This window comes from Streptomyces sp. NPDC034049 (assembly GCF_055575575.1).
In genome coordinates this window covers 72,749-92,128 of sequence record NZ_JBVISJ010000014.1, presented here as the reverse complement: position 1 = coordinate 92,128, position 19,380 = coordinate 72,749, and the positions used below count along the sequence as shown (strand labels likewise).

Annotated in this window: 14 protein-coding genes; 7 read left to right on the top strand and 7 right to left on the bottom strand. The window is 72.3% G+C overall.

All coding sequences use genetic code 11. The features are described from left to right. Positions 1–53 precede the first annotated feature (53 nt). The 5 genes from ACZ52C_RS32360 (at position 54) to ACZ52C_RS32340 (ending at position 6,667) form a co-directional block, all read left to right on the top strand. Complete coding sequence (locus tag ACZ52C_RS32360; protein WP_469078093.1) at positions 54–1,136, top strand: PEP/pyruvate-binding domain-containing protein; 1,083 nt, start codon at positions 54–56, stop codon at positions 1,134–1,136. 50 nt (positions 1,137–1,186) lie between these two features. Further along, positions 1,187–3,058, top strand: a complete 1,872-nt coding sequence (locus ACZ52C_RS32355; protein ID WP_469078092.1) for a PEP-utilizing enzyme — start codon at positions 1,187–1,189, stop codon at positions 3,056–3,058. Between the two features lie 27 nt (positions 3,059–3,085). Further along, positions 3,086–3,781: a hypothetical protein gene (locus ACZ52C_RS32350; RefSeq protein WP_469078091.1), complete on the top strand. Its 696-nt coding sequence runs from the start codon at positions 3,086–3,088 to the stop codon at positions 3,779–3,781. 45 nt (positions 3,782–3,826) lie between these two features. After that, positions 3,827–6,262: a SpoIIE family protein phosphatase gene (locus tag ACZ52C_RS32345; RefSeq protein ID WP_469078090.1), complete on the top strand. Its 2,436-nt coding sequence runs from the start codon at positions 3,827–3,829 to the stop codon at positions 6,260–6,262. 222 nt (positions 6,263–6,484) lie between these two features. Further along, entirely contained in the window at positions 6,485–6,667 is a 183-nt protein-coding gene (locus ACZ52C_RS32340) for a hypothetical protein (RefSeq protein WP_469078089.1), read from the top strand. A gap of 74 nt (positions 6,668–6,741) precedes the next feature. Here ACZ52C_RS32340 and ACZ52C_RS32335 read toward each other — a convergent pair whose 3' ends face one another. After that, entirely contained in the window at positions 6,742–7,851 is a 1,110-nt protein-coding gene (locus ACZ52C_RS32335; RefSeq protein WP_469078088.1) for an FAD-dependent monooxygenase, read from the bottom strand. Positions 7,852–8,014: 163 nt separating this feature from the next. Between ACZ52C_RS32335 and ACZ52C_RS32330 the strand changes: the two genes are divergently transcribed. After that, positions 8,015–8,977 carry a TetR/AcrR family transcriptional regulator C-terminal domain-containing protein gene (locus ACZ52C_RS32330; RefSeq protein WP_469078087.1) on the top strand — a complete coding sequence of 321 codons (963 nt, stop codon included), beginning with the start codon at positions 8,015–8,017 and terminating at the stop codon, positions 8,975–8,977. Between the two features lie 81 nt (positions 8,978–9,058). Here the strand turns inward: ACZ52C_RS32330 and ACZ52C_RS32325 are convergent, their stop codons facing one another. Then, positions 9,059–9,745 carry a GntR family transcriptional regulator gene (locus tag ACZ52C_RS32325; protein ID WP_469078086.1) on the bottom strand — a complete coding sequence of 229 codons (687 nt, stop codon included), beginning with the start codon at positions 9,743–9,745 and terminating at the stop codon, positions 9,059–9,061. A 271-nt stretch (positions 9,746–10,016) separates the two neighbouring features. Beyond that, entirely contained in the window at positions 10,017–10,214 is a 198-nt protein-coding gene (locus tag ACZ52C_RS32320) for a hypothetical protein (RefSeq protein WP_469078085.1), read from the bottom strand. 173 nt (positions 10,215–10,387) lie between these two features. On the opposite strand from ACZ52C_RS32320, the gene acnA reads away from it, so the two are divergent. Next, a complete protein-coding gene (acnA, locus tag ACZ52C_RS32315; RefSeq protein WP_469078232.1) occupies positions 10,388–13,093 on the top strand; it encodes an aconitate hydratase AcnA in 2,706 nt (901 codons plus the stop codon). Between the two features lie 19 nt (positions 13,094–13,112). Here acnA and ACZ52C_RS32310 read toward each other — a convergent pair whose 3' ends face one another. The 4 genes from ACZ52C_RS32310 to ACZ52C_RS32295 form a co-directional block, all read right to left on the bottom strand. Continuing rightward, positions 13,113–14,330, bottom strand: coding sequence for an alpha/beta hydrolase family protein (locus tag ACZ52C_RS32310; RefSeq protein ID WP_469078084.1), 1,218 nt, complete (start codon positions 14,328–14,330; stop codon positions 13,113–13,115). 208 nt (positions 14,331–14,538) lie between these two features. Then, positions 14,539–15,822: a JmjC domain-containing protein gene (locus ACZ52C_RS32305; protein WP_469078083.1), complete on the bottom strand. Its 1,284-nt coding sequence runs from the start codon at positions 15,820–15,822 to the stop codon at positions 14,539–14,541. Continuing rightward, positions 15,819–17,000 (bottom strand): hypothetical protein, encoded by a 1,182-nt coding sequence (locus tag ACZ52C_RS32300; RefSeq protein WP_469078082.1) that lies wholly within the window; start codon positions 16,998–17,000, stop codon positions 15,819–15,821. Before ACZ52C_RS32300 ends, ACZ52C_RS32305 begins: the two co-directional genes overlap by 4 nt. After that, the gene (locus ACZ52C_RS32295; protein WP_469078081.1) at positions 16,997–19,330 is read right to left on the bottom strand and encodes a DUF6624 domain-containing protein; all 2,334 of its coding nucleotides are present in this window, start codon (positions 19,328–19,330) and stop codon (positions 16,997–16,999) included. Before ACZ52C_RS32295 ends, ACZ52C_RS32300 begins: the two co-directional genes overlap by 4 nt. Positions 19,331–19,380: the final 50 nt, after the last annotated feature.

Sequence of the window (19,380 nt, the reverse complement as noted above, 5' to 3'; positions counted from 1 at the left end):
CCGTAAGCTCGACAAGGGAGGCCATGCAGCCGCGCCAGTGCGGAGAGCCCTTCATGAGCGACCAGTACACCGTCGCATTCGATTCCGGTGTCGATCCGTCCCGCGCCGGCGTCGGGGGCAAATGCGTCGGCCTGATGACGATGACCGCCCTCGGAGTGCCGACGCCGCCCGGGTTCGCCGTGACCACGGATGCCTTCGACGCCGTGCTCGACGGTGGCGACCTGCGCGCGGACATCGCTTCCGTCCTCGCCGGGCTCGATCCCTCCGACACGGCCGACACCGAGCGGCGTGCCACCGACGTACGGCGACTGATCACCGACCGGCCCGTACCGCCCCCGGTCGCGACGGCCGTCACGGAGGCCTACCGAGCCCTCGGGCCGGCCGGGGACCTCTCGGTGGCCGTACGGTCGAGCGCCGAGTCGGAGGACCTGCCGACCGTCAGCTTCGCCGGGCAGTACGACACCTATCTGGGGGTCCGCGGGGCCGACGCCGTGGTCGACGCCGTACGCCGCTGCTGGGCGAGTCTGTGGACAGCCCGGGCGATCAGCTACCGCGCCGCCGGCGGCATGGCCGAGCGGGGGCTGCGGATGGCGGTGGGTGTGCAGGCGATGGTCGACGCACACACAGCCGGTGTGGCCCTGACCGTGAACCCGGCCGACGGCGACCCGTCGAAGATCGTCATCGACGCCGCCTGGGGACTCGGCGAACCGGTGATGTCCGGCGAGATGACCCCGGACGACTACGTCGTGGACAAGGTGCTGCTCGTCCCCGTCAGGACGACCCTGTCGCCCCAGCGCCACGAGCTGGTCCTCGCTCCGGACGGCCGTGGTCTCCTGCGGCGTGCGGTCGAGGACGCCCGCCGCAGGAGGGCCTGCCTCGGGCCCGCCGAGGTCACCGCGGTCGCCGAGCTGGCCAAGACCGTCGAGCGCCACTACGGCCGCCCGCAGGACATCGAGTGGGCCATACCCCGACACGCGGCCCCGCTCCCGGACGACGGCCCTCCCGTGCTGCTGCTCCAGACGCGGCCCGAGACGTTCTGGAGTCGTCGACCACGCGCGAGAGTCGAGGTGGTGCCCGGGGCGGGCGTCTCCAGCATCGCCGACACCATGCTCGGACTCGGGAGTCTCCCGACCTGAGCGACCCGACCCCAGGTCCGGACATCACGGGCCCGACGAAGGGACCTCGCATGGCGACCCAGCAGCATTCGGCGTCCCGGCAACGCACATCGTCCCAGCCAGGCACGGCGTCCCGGCAGCGCACGAGTTTCCCCAGTCCCTACGAGCAGCCGGCACCCGAAGGGGCCGAGGACTGGCGCAGTCTGTACCCGTACAACGTGCTCTTTCAGCCCGAGCGGCGCGCCGTGGAGGAGGCGAAGTTCTGGTTCTGCGACAGCCAGCACTGGCCCACGGTGCTCAAACCGTTCGAGACGATCGGCCCCGAGCTGTCGACGAAGTGCCTGGGCCAGTTCAACACCCGGTACTTCCTCGTGCCGCCCGCCAACGGCCTGGAGTGCCGCATCCACCAAGGCTACGTCTACCACAACCCGGTCACGGTGGAGCAGGACGAGGCGGCGACGAGGGTGCCGGAGTTCCTCCGGCGCGCCGGGTACTACTTCGAGCACTGGGACACGCTGCTGGACAACTGGAAGCGCAAGGTCCTCGCCACGATCCGGGAGCTGGAGACGCTCCGGTTCACCGAACTGCCCGACGCCCAGCCCTACGAGGAGATCGAGCGCGGCACCGGGCTGGACGCGGCCGACGCCCTGCTCGGCGGGTACGACCGTCTCCTTGCGTCGTGCCACCGGGCCTGGCAGCACCACTTCGAGTTCCTCAACCTCGGCTACGCGGCCTACCTGGACCTCTTCCAGGCGTGCGGACAGTGGTTTCCCGGTATCCCCGACCAGGCTGTCGCGACCATGGTCCAGGGCGTGGACATGGAACTGTTCCGCCCGGACGACGAGTTGAAGCGGCTGGCGAAGCTCGCCGTCGAACTCGGCCTGGACCACCTGCTGACCGTCCCCGGCCCCGGACGGGAAACCCTCGACACCGTCGCATCGGCGCCGCGCGGCCGGGACTGGCTGGACGCCTGGGAGACAGCCCGCGACCCCTGGTTCAACTTCACCTCCGGCAACGGCTTCTACGCCGACGACCGGTACTGGCGGGACGAACCCGCGCTGCCTCTGGGCTACATCCGCGACTACGTCCTGCGGCTGCGCCGGGGCGAGCACATCGACCGGCGGGTGCGCGAACTCGTCGCCGAACGGGACCGGATCAGCGGCGAGTACGCCGCCCTGCTCGACCCCGCGCAGCGCGCGGACTTCGAGGCCAAACTGCGGCTCGCCCGACAGGTCTACCCGTATGTCGAGAACCACAACTTCTACATAGAGCACTGGTCCATGGGGGTCTTCTGGCGCAAGACCCGCGAACTGTCCGCACTCCTGCACCGGGCGGGCTTCTGGCCCCACGAGAACGACATGCTGTACCTCACGCGCGACGAGGCCCGCGGCGCGCTGTTCGACTTCGCGTCCGCCTGGGCGCGGGGCAGCGCGCCCATCGGCCCCGACCACTGGCCGCCCGAGGTGGAGCGGCGGCGGCGGATCGTGCACGCCCTCGCGTCCCGGCGCCCGGAACCGGCGCTGAACCGCCCGCCCGCCGCCGTGACGGAACCGTTCAGCATCATGCTGTGGGGCATCACCAGCGAACGCGTCCGGTCCTGGCTGGCCGACCTCGACACCACCGGCGACCTGATCGGCCTGGCCGCCTCTCCCGGTCACGCGGACGGCCCGGCCCGGATCGTCCACAGCCCCGCCGAGCTGGACCTCGTACGGGACGGGGAGATCCTCGTCGCGCCGGTCACCGCGCCCAGCTGGGCCCCGGTGTTCGGCCGGATACGGGCCACGGTGACCGACATCGGCGGGGTGATGTCGCACGCCGCCATCGTCTGCCGTGAGTACTCCCTGCCCGCCGTGACGGGCACCGGATCGGCGTCCACCCGTATCAAAACGGGGCAGCGGATCCGGGTCGACGGCACAGCCGGCACCGTCACCCTCCTCGACTGAGCGCGCCCGCACCGAAAGGAGACCGGAATGCCCCCCACACCGCTTCCCGTCCTCCCACTCACCCCGTCGCTGATCCCGCCGGCGGACGAGGTGCCCGCGCTGCCCCGCCTGACCGGGATCGACCAGGAGATCTGGGACCGAGCCCTGCCGTATCTCGACGTACGGGACAACGACGTGCACTCGCTCCACTCCTACGGCCTCGCGGGCGCGCTGCTGACCGCGGAGCCGCAGGCCCGCGCCGACGTGGTGCTCCCCGCGATCCTGCTGCACGACACCGGCTGGAAGACCGTCGATCCGGCGCGCATCCTGCCCGCGATCGCCCCCGGCGCCCACGACCCCGAGACGGTCCGCAGACACGAGACCGAGGGCGCCGCCATCGCCCACCGCATCCTCACCGACGTCGGGTACCCGCAGGACGTCACCGCGCGGATCATGGAGATCGTCGACGGCCACGACACCCGGCGGTACGCCCTCGGCGCCGACGACGCGGTGGTCAAGGACGCCGACAAGCTGTGGCGGCTCACCCCGCACGGGCTGCGGACCGTCGGCTCCTGGTTCTGCCTCGACACCGAGCGGACGCTCCGACTGGTCCTGTCCGTCACCTACGACCGGCTGCTCACCGGAACGGGCCGCGCGATCGGCCGAGCGCTCGCCACCTGCGCCGGGCTCGACCACGGCCCGCGGCGCTCGGCGCTCACGGACCCAGCTCCCTCGGGGCGGTGACCGTACGGGTTGATTATGGGCATCTCGGGCACCACGCTGGACGTTATGGGCACGTTGCGCGTCCTCGGGCTGGTCGCGACCGACCGACGCGGTCTGATCGCCGGGTGGAGCCCCGGGGCGGAACGCCTGCTGGGCCATACGGCCGCGGAGGCCGTGGGGCAGCCGGTCGCGGAGCTGCTGGGGCTGACGGACGCCGAGGGTGCCGAGGGCGCCGAGGAACGCCACCTGGTGCTCCCGGTGCGGCACAGGGACGGCCGGCTGCTGACGCTTCCGGTCTCCAGCTACCCACTGGCCGCCGACGTGGCCGGGCGCGTGTCGGGGCCCGGTTCGGTCCTGGTGGTCGGCCCGCCACCGACCGGGTTCGCGCTACGGGAGCGGGAGGCGCTGTCCACGTGGACCCTCGAGGCCTCGCCGATGGCGCTCACGGTCTACGACACCGACCTGCGCTGTGTGTGGCAGAGCGAGCGGATGCGCCGGCTGAGCGGACTCTCCGACGAGGAACGACGCGGGCGCCGACTCACCGACATCCTGGCCGGCCCGGACGTGGCGGCGTGGGAGGAGCGGGTACGGCGGGTCCTGCTGACGGGCGAGGAGCAGGCCGACGAGATCAAAGGCAGCATCGTCCCGGAGGCCGCCTCCTCCCGGGTCTTCGACGTCTCGGCGACGTCACTGCGTGACGACCGAGGCCAGACGCTCGGCGTCTGCACCACCGTCACGGACGTCACCCGCGCCAGCCGCGACCGGGAGCGCCTGGCCCTGCTGAACGACGCGAGCGTCCGCATCGGCAGCACCCTGGACGTGACCCGGACCGGCCGGGAGCTGACCGAGGTGGTGGTGCCCCGCTTCGCCGACTTCGCCCGCGTGGACCTGCTGGAGGCCCTCCTCAGGGGAGACGAGCCCGCTCCCGGGCCGATCGCCGGGGCCGTCCGGCTGCGCCGGATCGCGGAGCTGAACCTGTTCGAGGGCGTTCTGGAGGCGCAGACCACCGCCGGCGACTCCGACGTCTATCTCGCCAACTCACCTGCGGCGCTGTGCCTGGCCAGCGGACGCTCGATGATGTACCGCACCGAGGACCCGGTGATCCGCGCCTGGGCGGCCCTGAGCCCGGCCCGGCAGGCGAAGATCGCCCGGTTCGGGACGCACTCCTGGATGCTGTTGCCGGTCAGGGCCCGGGGAACGACGCTCGGCGTGGTCATGCTCACCCGCACCCGTGAGAGCCCGGAGCCCTTCGAGCCCGACGACCTCTCCCTGGCCGAGGACCTGGTGGCCCGGGCGGCGGTGTGCCTGGACAACGCGCGGCGGTTCACCAGGGAGCGGGCGGCGGCACTCGCGCTGCAGCGCAGCCTGCTCCCGCAGCGGCTGCCGTACCAGTCGGCGGTGCAGGTCGCCTCGCGCTATCTGCCCGCCTCACCGAGCATCGGGGTCGGGGGCGACTGGTACGACGTGATCCGTCTGTCGGGTGAGCGGGTGGCCCTGGTCGTCGGGGACGTGGTCGGACACGGAATCCACGCGGCCGCGGCGATGGGCCGGCTGAGGACGGCCGTGCGTACGCTCGCGGATGTCGATCCGACCCCGGACGAGTTGCTGACCCGACTGGACGACCTGGTGATCCAGCTGTCCGCGGAGTCGGGGAGCGGCCGGGAGGACGATCCGGCCGCGGACATCGGCGCCACCTGTCTGTACGCGGTGTACGACCCGGTGTCACGGCGGTGTTCGCTCGCCCGGGCCGGTCATCCGACACCTGTCCTCGTGGCACCCGACGGGACGGCCGACTTCCTGGAGCTCCCGGCCGGACCCCCGCTCGGCCTGGGAGGCGTGCCGTTCGAGTCGGCGGAGGTGACGCTCTCGCCGGGGAGTCTGCTGGCGCTGTACACCGACGGCCTGATCGAGTCCCGGCAGCACGACATGGAAGCGGGGCTGACGTTGCTGCGCACAGCGCTGACCGCGCCCGTCGACTCGCTGGAGGACCTGTGCGAACACGTGGTGAGGACGGCACTGCCGGACGGACCCGCGGACGACGCGGCGTTGTTGCTGGTGCGGACACAGGCGCTGGACGGACGGCGGGTCGCGGCGTGGGACGTGTCGGCGGACGCGGCGTCCGTGTCACGGGTGCGCTCGGAGAGCGTGAACAGGATCGTGTCCTGGGGCTTGCAGGAGGCCGCGTTCGTGACCGAACTGGTGGTCAGCGAACTGGTCACCAACGCCATCCGGTACGGCGTGCCCCCGATCCAGTTGCGACTGATCCATGACCACGTGCTGACCTGCGAGGTCTCGGACGCGAACAGTACCGCGCCGCATATGCGGCGCGCGCGGGTGTTCGACGAGGGAGGCCGGGGTCTGCTGCTCGTCGCCCAGTTGACGCAGCGGTGGGGGACACGGCAGACCTCCACGGGCAAGACGATCTGGTGCGAGCAGGCTCTGCCGACCGAGGTGGATTCGACCGGGCCGGAGCCGGTCGGGCTGACATCTCCCGGGCTGTGACCGGTCCGTTGCCCGGACCGGGGATGTCCGGCCGCCGCGCGGGCCGGCTCACGTTCCGCACCATCCGCTGCCCGGCCGACCGACGCGGGCCGAGGAACCGCGCTGTCAGTGCCTGGCCGTAGGGTGTCGTCCGTGGCCTGCTATCGGCCTCGACTCAAGTTGCAACCACCGCACGGGCCCCGTACCGCCGCCCGGCAAGCCAGACAGAGAGCAGATTCCGCCGTGTTCCAGGAGACACCCATCTTCAGCCGCCTTGTCGACGAGCGCGGTGACATCCCCGCCCAGGTACGGGGCGAGGCCGAACGCATACGTCGTGACCTGGACCAGGTGATGCGCCGGTCGCCCGGGCTCTACCCGAGCGCACCGCCGGACCGTGGTCCGAAGACTCCTCCCGCCGGCCTGTGAGAACCCTCGGTCGAAACGCCCAAGTCAGGGAGGGAGGAGTATCGACGACCCGCGATGTCCGCGCGGACGCGGTGTCAACTGTCCAGTGAGAGCGCGTTCTTGGCGTGTGCGACGGATTCCTCCGAGGCGGGTCCGCCGGGATTCTCGGTCGCCAGGTCTTGGTTGAGGGTGACGAAGGGGCGCATGCGCCGCTCGTAGCGGGCATAGGCGATGCGGTGGTCGCCGTTGGCCTGGGCAAGGCAGTCGGCCAGCACGTGGGCGCCCACGAGGGCCAGGCTCGTGCCCTGCCCCGAGAGGGGGGAGGGGCAGTAGCCGGCGTCTCCGAGCAGGGTCACCCGGCCCCGCGACCACGCGTTCATGCGGATCTGGGCCATGGCGTCGCAGTAGAAGTCGGGCGCCTTCCGGGCGGCCTCCGCCAGGCGGCTCCCTTCCCACCGTATCGAGGCGAGTCTGTCGACGACGAGCTGCCGCAGGCCGCCGCCGTCGCGGAGGTCGTGTGCGAGGGGGCCGGACTCGAAGCCGAAGGCGATCCTGAGTTCGGTGTTGCCGCGTACGGGCATGATGCCGAAGCCCGCGTCGCCGTCCCGCAGCCACAACTGCCAGTTGTCCAGGGCGAGGAAGTTGTCCGCGCTGAACACCGAGAGGTAGCTGCCCAGGTGGTGGGCGAAGCGCTCCTCCGGGCCGAAGGCCAGGCGTCGTACGGTGGAGTGGAGGCCGTCGGCCCCGACCACGAGGTCGAAGGTGCGGGACGGTCCGTGCGTGAAGTCGACGCGCACACCGGTCTCGTTCTCGTCGAGGGCGGTGATGCTGTCGCCGAAGAGGTACTCGACGCCTGCACGCGTGTGCTCATACACCATCCGCACCAGGTCCTCGCGCAGCACTTCGATGTCTTCGCTGTCGAGCCGGCCGCTACTGAAGGCCACCTCGGTGGAGCGGTCGATCTCGTGACCGTCAGGGTCGAGGATCGACATGCCGAGCATCCGGGTCCGTACGCGGCTTGCCTGCTCCAGCAGGCCCATCCGCTCCACGACATCGAGGGCGACGCCGCGGATGTCCACGGCCTGGCCGCCAGAGCGTCGGCCCGGGGCGCGCTCGACGACGGTGGGCGCGAAGCCGTGACGGCGCAGCCAGTAGGCGAGGACGGGCCCGGCGATTCCGCCGCCGGAGATGAGTACGGTCTGCATGAGTTCCTCCCGTGGTTTTTACGCTGTACGCACACTGAATGTACGACGTACGCGCAGCGCGTCCAACTGGTCACATGTCAGACCTGTACTAGGGCAGGCGTCGAGCATTCGGTGTCGCCGCTGCTACCCTCTGCACTAGTACAGTGCAGGAGAGGGGCAGGGCGTGACGAAGACCACAGGTGCGATCGGCGATCCGCCCTATCTGCGCATCGTCGCCGCGATCCGGCGGCGCATCGAGGACGGTGAACTCGCCCCCGGGGACCGGGTTCCCTCGACCCGGCAGATCGCCGGGGAATGGGGCGTCGCGCTCGCCACCGCCACCAAGGCGCTGACCACCCTGCGCCTGGAGGGGCTGGTCGAGGCCCGGCCCAGGGTCGGCACGGTCGTCGCCGGAACGGCCCCGGTCGCGCCGGCCCGCAGGCGCCCGTCATCCGTCACGGACCCCGAGCAGGAGCTGAGCCTCGACCGGATCGTCCGCACGGCCGTCGACATCGCCGACACAGAAGGTCTGTCGGCGCTCTCCATGCGCGGCGTCGCGGCACGCCTCGGCGTCGCCGCCATGTCGACCTACCGGTACGTTCCCAGCAAGGACGACCTCGTCCTGCTCATGGCCGACGCCGCATTCGGCGAGGAGTCCTACCCCGCCGACGCCCCCGAGGAGTGGCGTTCCCGCATCGAACTGGGTGCTCGGACCCTCTGGCATCTCTACCGCAAGCACCCGTGGCTGGCCCAGATCGGCTCTCTCACCCGACCTCTGCTCGTCCCCAACCTGATGGTCCACGGCGAGTGGGTGCTGGAAGCCCTCGACGGCCACGGACTCGATCCCACCAAGCTGTTCGACATCCACGTCCTGCTCTACAGCCATGTCCAGGGCCTGGCCGCGCACTTGGAGATGGAAGCGCATGCCGCGGCGGTCACGGGCCAGTCGGAGGACCAGTGGATGGACAGCCGCACCCCCGCTCTCCAGGAACTGGTGGAATCAGGCCGCTTCCCGACCTTCACCAAGGTGGTCGGAGCCTTCGAGGACGGCTATGACCTGCGTCTCGACGCCCTCTTCGAATTCGGCCTCAAGGCCCTCCTCGACGGCCTGACTTCCATCGTCGAAGGTGCGCGAACGGGCACGTAGGCACGGGAGTCAGCCCGTCGGGGACCGGATCCACGCGGTCGGTCGGCCGTCGACCGCGGGTCCCGCCCCGGAGTCGAACGATCAGGTCCCGTCGGCCGATTCAGGGTGGCCGAGCCGCCACATCGCTGTCGCTCCGAGGCTGGTGTCGATGTGCCTGCGCATGATCTCCGCCGCACCGGTGCTGTCTCCCAGAGCGACGCATTCGACGAGTGCGTCGTGCTCCTTGGCCTTCTGGTCCCGGGCGTCCTGGCCCGGGTCCGTACGGAGCGCCAGGAGGCGATAGCGGTCGGCCTTGTCCCACAGTCCCTCCAGTGTCGCGATCAGCAGGTCGTTGTGGGAGGCCGTGTAGATGGCGGCGTGGAAGCGGCGGTGTGCCACCAGCTGCGCGACGCTCGGGTGCGGATGCAGCGGGGCCAGGCCCTCCGCCGCCGCGCGGATGGCCCGGATGTCGGCGTTGGTGCGCCGTTCGGCGGCCAGCGAGGCGGCCAAGGGGTCGAGGGATCGCCGGAGTTCCAGCAGATCGCGCGCCTCCTCGGCCCGCAACGGTGAGACGCGGGCGTCCCGGTGGGCGTCCAGCTCGACCAGCCCCTCGCTCTTGAGGCGGCGCAGCGCCTCGCGCAGCGGCGTGGTGCTGATGCCGATGAAGCTCGCGAGTTCCCTTTGCTGGATCACCGAGCCGGGCTCCAGCTCCCCGGAGAGGATCCGGTCGCGGACCTGACGGTAGGCGAAGTCGCTCTTCGTCTCGAAAGCCTCAACCGGCTGCGACATGCGGCCCCCTCTGGAAGTCGATGGTTATAACCTACAGAGTCGGTGCTGGGGATGCCAGTGAGGATCCTGCCTCGCGGGGGCTGGTCGAGTGCCCTCCCCAGCGCTCCAAGGGCGCCGGACGCACGCATCAACCCGGTCGGCGGCGTGCGGATTCTGAACGCCAGGGTTGACGCCATAGGTTATAACCGTCAGTGTGGCGGCGGCTCGCCTGAGGCGGTCGGTCTCCGAGGCCCTGCTCCCTCGCGGGCTGAGGCCCGCACCCCAGGCTCTGTCACACGAGGAGTTCCATGCCCCCCATCGGCACCCCCGCACCTACACCCTTGGCGTCCTGCACGGCGACGGCATCGGCCCCGAGATCGTTCCCGCCGTGGTCCTGGTCGCCGACACCGCTCTCGCGGCCACCGGAGCCCCGCCCCTCATTCCTGAGCGCTCCGCTGCTCGCCGCCCGCGCCCTGCGCCGGCGGGTCACGGCGGGGGCCGGCGCTCCGCAGGGCGACCCACGAGGCCCGGCCGTCCGTGGACCGAACGCGTCGTCGGCGCCGGCCACGCGGCGTGCGCCCCTTCCGTCCCCGGGGACCTCCCCGACTCGTCCGCCGCGGAGGCATTCTGATGGGCCGTAACCACCTGGCGGGCCGTAACCACCTGGCGGGATCCGGGCTCGACGCGCTGGGCACCCGGGCGCGCCTCGACGTCGCCGGGCAGTCACTCTCGTACCACCGCATCGCCGGTCTGGCCCCCGCCGACCTTCCCGTCAGTCTGCGGATCCTGCTGGAGAACGTGGCCCGCTTCCACGACGGCACGAGCCGGGGCGACGACCAGGTGCGGGCGGTCCTGGCGCGCGGGGCCTCGGGGACACCGGTCGACCTGTACGCCTCGCGTGTCTTCCTGCACGACACCAACGGGGTACCCACGGTCGTCGACCTCGCCGCCATGCGGGACGCCATGACCGCCCTCGGCGGCGACCCCTCCCTGGTCGATCCCGTCATCGCGTCCGAACTCGTCGTCGACCACTCGGTCATCGCCGATGTCTTCGGCCGCTCCGACGCGCTGACCCGCAACGTGGAGCTGGAGTACGCCCGCAACGTCGAGCGGTACCGCTTCCTCAGATGGGGACAGCGGTCGCTGAAGAAGTTCGCGGTCGTCCCCCCGGGCACCGGGATCATGCACCAGGTGAATGTGGAGCACCTCGCCCGTGTGGTGATGGTCGAGGACGGCCTCGCGTTCCCGGACGTGTGCCTCGGCACGGACTCGCACACCACCATGGTCAACGGGCTCGGCGTGCTGGGCTGGGGCATCGGCGGTATCGAGGCCGAGGCCGCGATGCTCGGTCAGTCCATGTCCGCTCTCGTCCCGGACGTCGTCGGCGTACGCCTGACCGGCGCACTCCCCGCCGGGGCCACGGCCACCGACCTGGTGCTCACCCTCACCGAAGTGCTGCGCGCACACGGAGTCATCGGCAAGTTCGTCGAGTTCCACGGCACCGGCGTCACCGCGCTGCCGGTCGCCGACCGCGTCACCATCGCCAACATGAGCCCCGAGTTCGGCTCGACCTGCGCGCTGTTCCCCGTCGACGACGAGACCCTGCGCTACCTGCGGTTCACCGGGCGATCCGAGGCCCAGGTCGCGCTGGTCGAGGCGTACGCCAAGGAGCAGGGCCTGTGGCACCGACCCGGCCGCCCGCCCCGGTTCACGGACGCGGTCGACCTGGATCTGTCCACGATCGTTCCCTCGCTCGCCGGGCCCTCCCGCCCCGAGGACCGCGTCCCGCTGGACCAGGCCAAGTCCCGCTTCCGCAGGGCCCTCGCGTCCCTCCGCAAGCAGAACACCGACGGCGATACGGCCACCACCGCCACCACGGCTACCACCGCCACGGACACCACCACCGCCACCGTCGTCATCGACGGCGTCGCGCACGAGCTGCGCGACGGAGCGGTGGCGATCGCCGCCATCACCTCGTGCACCAACACTTCCAATCCGGCGGTCATGGTCGGTGCCGGGCTGCTGGCCCGCAACGCCGTCCGGGCGGGACTGCGCAGCAGGCCCTGGGTCAAGACCACCCTCAGCCCCGGCTCACGGGTCGTCATGGACTACTACCGGAGGGCCGGCCTCCTCGCCGACCTGGAGACCCTCGGCTTCCATCTGGCCGGGTTCGGCTGCATGACCTGCATCGGCGCCTCCGGCCCGCTCATCTCCCCGCTGTCCGGGGCGATAGCCGAGACCGGGCTGGCGGTCGCGTCCGTGCTCTCCGGCAACCGCAACTTCGAGGGACGTATCCAGCCGGAGGTGGCCATGAACTACCTGGCGTCCCCGCCCCTGGTCATCGCCTACGCCCTCACCGGCACCATGGACATCGACCTGCGCACCGAACCCCTCGGCCACGACGCGCAGGGCGCCCCTGTCTTCTTGCACGACATCTGGCCCGACCCGGCCGAGATCGAGGCCGTGACGGCCGGGAGCATCGACGCGGCGATGTTCGCCGACGCCTACGGACACGTCTTCGAGGGCGACCGGCGGTGGCAGGACATCAGGGTGCCCGCGACCGAACACTTCGCCTGGGACGAGGACTCCACCTACATCCGCCGCCCGCCCTACCTCGACGGAATGACCAGTGAGCCGGAGGCCGTCAAGGACATCACCGGGGCGCGGGTGCTGGTCAAACTCGGCGACCAGGTCACCACCGACCACATCTCCCCGGCCGGCGCCATCACCCCTTCCAGCGCGGCGGCCCGCCATCTCGCCGGGCTCGGCGTATCCGGAGAGGACTTCAACACCTACGCCTCCAGGCGCGGCAACCACCAGGTGATGATGCGGGGCGCGTTCGCCAACGTCAGGCTCCGCAACCAGGTCGCTCCCGGCACCCGTGGCGGCCGGACCCTCAACTTCCTCGAGGACGGCCGGGAGAGCACGATCCACGACACGGCGGGCGCCTACCGTGAGGCAGGTGTCCCCATGGTCGTCGTGGCGGGCCGCGACTACGGCGGCGGGTCCTCGCGGGACTGGGCCGCGAAGGGGCCCGCGCTGCTGGGGGTCCGGGCGGTGATCGCGCAGTCCTTCGAACGCATCCACCGGTCGAACCTCGTCGCCATGGGCGTCCTGCCGCTCGAATTCCTCGACGGCGGCCCCCAGGACCTGGCTCCCACCGGTGCCGAGACGATCACCGTCCAGGGGCTGGAGCACCTCAACGCCGGACAGATCCCGTCCACCGTCCGCGTCCTCTCGGACGGCCGGCAGTTCACCGCCCGGGTCCGCCTGGACACCCCCCGAGAGGCCGACTACTTCCGCCACGGAGGAGTCATGCCCTACGTCCTTCGCGGCCTGCTCGCCGACACGGCCGACACCGACCGGTGAGGGCTGCCGACGAGGACGCTCAGGGGAGGAACGTCACGGCCGGGAAGGCCGTGGACGGTCCGTCGAGCAGGTGTTCCCGGCGGTGGCGCAGGTGTTCGTCGAAGAACGCGAGCGGGTATGCCTGCTGGATCTTCACCGCCTGGTCGGGGTCGAGGGTGCCGATCACGTCCTGGAGCTGCTGGTCGCTCCAGCCGAACACCTTCGCCACCTGGGGGAACAGTGCCTCGTTGTCGCCGTACGAGATGTGGGCGGCGCCCTGGGCCTGGATGTCCAGCCGCCAGCCCCGCAGATGCGACCAGAACGCGGCGGCCGCGGGGTGTGTGGCCCGGGTGAACTCGGCGGACATCATCATGAACGGCCGGTCCAGGTCACCGGCGAGCGGCGGGTTCATCTGCATCGGGGCGTCGAGGCTCAGCCCGGCCCGGATGCGGTCGTCCGCGAGCGTGGCGCAGGCGGTGGCTGTGCCGCCCTTCGACCAGCCGAAAGCGCCCATGCGCCGTGGGTCGAGGGAGCCGAGGAGCCCGGCCGGCAGCTCCCGCCGGCCGGCGTCCGGATTGCGCCCGGCGGCGAGCTGCTCGACGCAGTCGAGGACGAAGCGCAGGTCGGCGGCGAAGTCCCCGGGCAGCGTCGGTGCTTCCCGGTCGCGGAGCGGGACGGCGACCCGGCCGTCGGGGAACTCGGTGTAGGTGTCGTACTGGTGAGCCACCGTCACCACCGCGTATCCGTGGCTGGCGAGCTCCTGGACCACGACGGTGTGGTCGCCCTGATGGCTGCGGGCGCCGTGCGAGAACACGACCACAGGCAGCCGCCGGCCCGACCGCCGCACCGGAGCGCCCACGTGGCCGGCGGTGAGCGGCGCGAGGGGGGCCAGGTCGTCGAACCCGGCGTCGGTGAGGAACGGCTGAAGGGCACCGGCCGGCATCCAGGGCGCCACCGGGTGGTGCTCGACGTTGCGGGCGGGGTACCAGACGGTGGCCATCAGCTCGCGGAAGTGCCCCGGGCCCGCGATGTCGTCCGGGCGTGACCGGTCGACGAGGTGCAGGGGGACCATGCCCACCGGGTACGGCCCGGTCGGCTCCGGCAGCATGAGCCGCGTCGCGACGGGAGCGGCCGCGGCTGGGCGGCCCCACGCGGAGCCGGCGGCGGTGAGCGGCATGGCGGCCCCCGCAGCCAGCGCGGTTCTCAGCATGCGGCGGCGCTTGATGCCGTTCCGGCTGATGAACGGTGTGGTGGTCATGGGCCCTCCCGTGGCGATGGATCGGCGACCGTGCCGCGACGGGTGGTCCGTGGGCACACGGGAACGCTGTCACGGGCTCCTCCCGCGCAGCATCGGCCGACGGATGTACACATGGGGTTCCCAGGGTGTACACCCGTGGGCCGATGCGGGCCACGGTGTCTTCCGAGGCCTCATGCTCCTCGGACCGGGGTGGCCGTCCGGTCCCGGCTCAGGGCTCCCGGCGGAGTGCTCGGAAGCTCTCCAGGCGCTCCAGCAGGGCGCGGGCCTCTTCGCGTGGAGTGCCGGACGGGACGAGGGACAGGACGTCGGCCACCCGCAGCGGGCCCGGTCCGGTCAGCGCCTGGGTCACCGCCGTCATGGCGCCGGGCCCCAGGGAGGTGCGGGTGTGGTGGCCGTTCGCCGCGCAGAGCGTCCCGTCGTCGCCGTCCGGTGCCCACAGGACGCGCACGCCGGGCACGGTCCGCACTCGCTCGGCGTCGGCGAAGGACCGCGACGCGGCGGCCGCCGGTGCCGGCGCGAAGCCCCCGGCCGTCCGGTGGCGCAGGGAGACGGTGGTGACGCGGGGGCCTGTCCGCTCGTGCCGTGCGAAGTCGGCGAGCGCCCGCACCGCACCGCCGAACGCCTCGGGGAGCACGGGAGACAGCAGGCCGTCCGGACCGGGGCCCGGTGCGCTGACCTCGGCCTCGGGGACGTGGAGCAGGGTGTCCAGACTGCCGCGGCCGGTGAGCCGGGTCGGGTCGAGGTCGGCGATCAGGGCCTCCACCTCGTAACCGGCGTGGTGCTCGTCCCTGGGCACACCGACGTTGACACTGGTCGCGGGCGACGTCGTGGCGCTCTCGCCGACGTGGTAGTAGTCGGCGGGCCAGTACAGCAGATCGCCGGGCCCCACGTCGACGGAGAAGGACTCGGGCAGGTGGCCGGCGTAGTCGACCTTGGTGGAGACGGCCTCGTCCCACGGCCTGCCCGGCCAGAACCGCATGCGCTTGCGACCGCGGAGCCCGAACATGAAGGTGGCGAAGCGGTCCTTGTGGACGCCGACGGGGCTGTGCTCGTAGGTGCCGTGGAACAGGGTCGTGATGGCGCCGGTCAGGGGCAGGCCGACCGCTTCCCACAGGCCGGCGTAGAAGGCGCGCTCACGCGACCACAGGGCGGCGTCGAACGCGTGGAAGTCGTTGACGACAAGGGCGTACCGCAGGCCGCCGAGACGGGTGGCCAGCCGGGTGTCGTACCCGTCGAAGCCGCCGTCCTCGGCGGTCGGCAGCAGGCCGTCGGCGGTGTCGCGCTGGACGCGCTCGACCGTCAACTGCGCGTGGGGCGGCATCCGTTCCTCCGGCCCTGCGCACGGGCTGCCGTGCACAGCCGCCCGAAACACCTCCGACGCCTCGAAGGGCGCGGGCGACAGGGCACGGAACAGCACGGGCGACCGGTCCCAGTACCGTTCCGCGAAGGTGGGCCAGTCGAACTCCGTCTCCACCGCCACCGAGGTGCTCACGCGTCGCTCTCCCGTCCGTCCACGTCCACGCCCCGCAGCGTGTACAGCTTCTCCAGCAGGGCCACGACGGCCTCGTCGTGGCCGGGGCCCGCCACGGCGCACAGGTCGCGGACCGTGGGGGTGTCGCCCTGCCGCAGGCGGCCCAGGACGCGTTCGCCGAGGGTGCCGCGGAGCGAGAAGGCGTGGCCGTCGACCGCCCAGAGCCAGGTCTGTCCGTCGTCGAGGGGCATCCGGACGACAGCGGACGCCGGTCGCAGGCGGTCGTCGGGGGAGAGGCGTACGGGGGGCCGCGCGTCCGGGGCGGGTTCGAGACCGGCGGCGCTGACTCTGCGCGCCCACAGGGCACTCAGCAGCCGGCCGAGCCGTGGCGTCGCCGTCACCTCGCGCACCAGCTCCGCCGTACTGGCCAGTTCGGGCACGTCGGGCGCACAGGGCTCGTCGGGCGCGTGCGGGCCGTCGGGCGGGTACGGCAGGTAGGGGACGCGGTCCTGGTCGCGGCGCGCGTGCACCAGGCCGGCCACGACAGCCGTGACCGCCGCGGTCGCCAGTCGGGGGTCGCGGGGCACCAGGAGCCGCAGGGCCATGGTGCGGGGGCCGAAGGTCAGGGTGTGCGGTTGGTCGGCCGGCCAGTGGAGCAGGTCGCCCTCCCCGGCTTCGAGGGCGGGCCCGGAGTCCCGGGGCGTGGCGGTCAGGCTGCCGCGCAGCACCCAGATCAGGGGCGAGTGCGGGGAGCCGTGGCTCTCCGCGATGCCCTCGCCGAGGACGAGTTCGGCGACGACGGGCAGGACGGGACAGCCGACCCGCTCCCACAAGGGCGTGACCAGGGAGCGCACCCGCGCCCACAGCGGCGGGTCGAGCATGAGTCCCTGCTCCACCACGAGCAGCCGGCCGCGTCCCGCCAAGCGTTGGTCGAGGCGCTCGGCGTACCGCTCGGCGGACGTGTCCCGCGGCCCGGGCAGCAGATCACCGGGGGCCCGGATCCGGCCGTCCTCGACGTGGAAGCGGACATCGGGCAGGGCCCGGAAACGGGTGCCGGCGCGGAACGGTCGCGCGGCCTCGACCATCGTCGTGTAGGCGCGGTCGGCGTCGACGGTGCGCGGGCCGCCCGGCGCGGGCACCACCACGGGTGTCCGCTGCCAGTGGCGGGCGGCGAAGCGGTCCCACGCGGTCCCGCTCACCCGGTCTGCGGCTGGTACCGGCGGTGCAGCCGGCCGGCGTACCGGGCGAGCGGCTCCATCCTCAGACGGCGCCGACGTTCGTCCACCTGCTCGGGCTGTTCGATGGGGCACGGCTCCAGCTTCCCTTCCCGCATGCGGAACTTGGTCCCGTACAGCTGCGGCCGGCCTTCCCGGACACGCAGCGCGTCGGTCACGTAGGCCACCTGACGCCAGGGCAGATCCCCGTCGCGGGCGGCCTGCTCGATGAGTCGGAGGCACTCGTGCTGGAATTCCGCCGGCCCCTCGGCGTGCTGGAGGAGCCGGCAGGCCGCGGCCGCCGCGGCCGGGCCGACCAGGGCTCGGCCCGGCCAGCCGTGCCGGCGCACGACGTCCTCCAACCAGCGGACGGCCGCGGCGGTCAGGGCGCGCAGTCTCTCCTCGGTCTCCTGATCGCCGAAGCGGGAGTCGGTCCAGCGGGCACGCAGTGCCGCGTCCACCCGGTCGATCGCCAGCAGGCGCCGCCGCACCTCGCGTGCGAGGGCGGGCCGCGCCGGCGTCTCCGTGCGGATCCTCGACGTGTCGCGATCCCAGGTGTGGACGATCCGGCGCCCCGCCTCCGGCCAGTCGAAGGCGACCTCCCCGGTGTTCCGGTCGGTGAGCCGGACGTGGACGCCGTCCCCGTGGAGGTCACCGGGCCCGACGGTGTCGTACACGTACTCCACCGCGTCCCGCAGGGCCACGCCGAGGCCGGCCAGGTCGCGGCCGCGTTCGTCGCGGACGGTGACCGACGGCGGCCAGTTCGGGTGCGGGGGCCCCGGCAGGGGAGTGGGGGGCGGTCCGGCGCGCAGCAGCGGCCCGCCCGCCGCGGAGCGGAAGAAGTAGGGGGCGTCCAGCACGTCGAGCTGCGCCGCCTCCTCCGGGCCGAAGTCGGTGTCGTCGGGCCCCGGTGCCGTCGTGGTCAGGCGGTCGGCGAGCACCTCGGTGTAGGCGGCCGTCGGCTTGAGCAGGACACGGACGTGCCGCTCCCGTCCGGCACGGATCAGAAAGGACCGGATGACGTCGTGGTGACGGCACATGAGGGTCCAGGCGTCGAACATCCCGCGCAGGAAAGCCGGAAGGTAGGGCCCGTATCCGGTGCGCCCCAGGGTGTCCGCGACGACCGTGCGGGTCCGGCCGCGCGCGCAGGGCCGGCTTCTTCGCGCCAACCGCAGGCCGCCGTCGGGGTGTTCGGTGAAGTGGGCGATCGGTCCGTCCAGGGTGCACCATCGCGGCTGGTCCTCCAGCCCCGGATGATGGTGGTCCCCGGCGTCGGTGTCGGCGACGAGTCCGGTGTCGTACAGGCGTGGCAGCGGCGCGAGGAAGATCTCCATGTCGACCGGGTAGAGGAGGGGTTCCGGCTGGTCGGCACGCGTCCCGGAGAGGATGTTGCCCTCGCCCAGGTCGGCGATGCCGAAGCGGAACGCCGCGGCGGCGAGGGATCCCGCCCGGTGCCAGAGGCGTTCCGCCCGGCGCCGGCCGAGTCGGGTCCCGTCGAGCCGTCTTCCGGGTGCCGAGCGGATCGGGCCCCACTGCGGGGGCGGCTCGATCCACTCCTGCCAGGTGTAGTCCGGTCGGTCGGGGCCGGTGCCCGCCGTACAGCGCAGGACGGGCAGGACGACCTGTCCCGTCACGGGGGGCAGGGAGTTGAGGAGGGCGAACACGGAGTCCTCGGGGGCGAGGAAGAGCAGTTCGCCGTCGGCCGGGCGGGGCTTGTAGGCGACGACGCCACCACCGCTCAGGCTCACGCGCAGGATCCTGCCGCGGCCGTTGTGCGTCTCTCCGCCCTGGGCCTCGATGGCCGTCAGGGGCGGACGCAGCGCGGGCCGGTCGAACCAGGGCCCGGCGACGTCGCGGCTCACCCGCTCCAGGAACCGGTCCAGGAACGTCGTCCAGTGGGTGTGCTGCTCGTCGGCCGCGTAGGGGACGCCGGCGGCACAGGCGGTGAACGCCTCGGCCACGAGCGGTCCGAAGAGGGCGCCGTCGGTCACGTCGAGCAGACCGGGGGCCAGCAGGGTGCCGTACCGGGAAGCGGCGTGCCGGCACCAGGCGTCCAGGGCGTCCAACACCGCGACGACGGGGGCGAATCGGGGGGAGGCGAGGGCCGCCGCCAGGACGTCCGCGTCGCTGTCGCCGGCCAGGAAGCGGTCGTGTACGAGCAGTCCGTCGTCGGCGAGCCGCAGCACCGGTGGGAACAGCCGGCCGCCCCTGCGCGCCCGTACCGCCTTCACCACCTTCCGGGCGGCGGCCGAGCCGAGCGGACCCGCGGGCCGCGAACCGGCGGCCGGTACCGCGTCCCACAGCACGTCGATCACGGTGTTGTGCCTCCCCCTGAACGGTGCCGCCCCGCTGGTCGCCGGGCGGC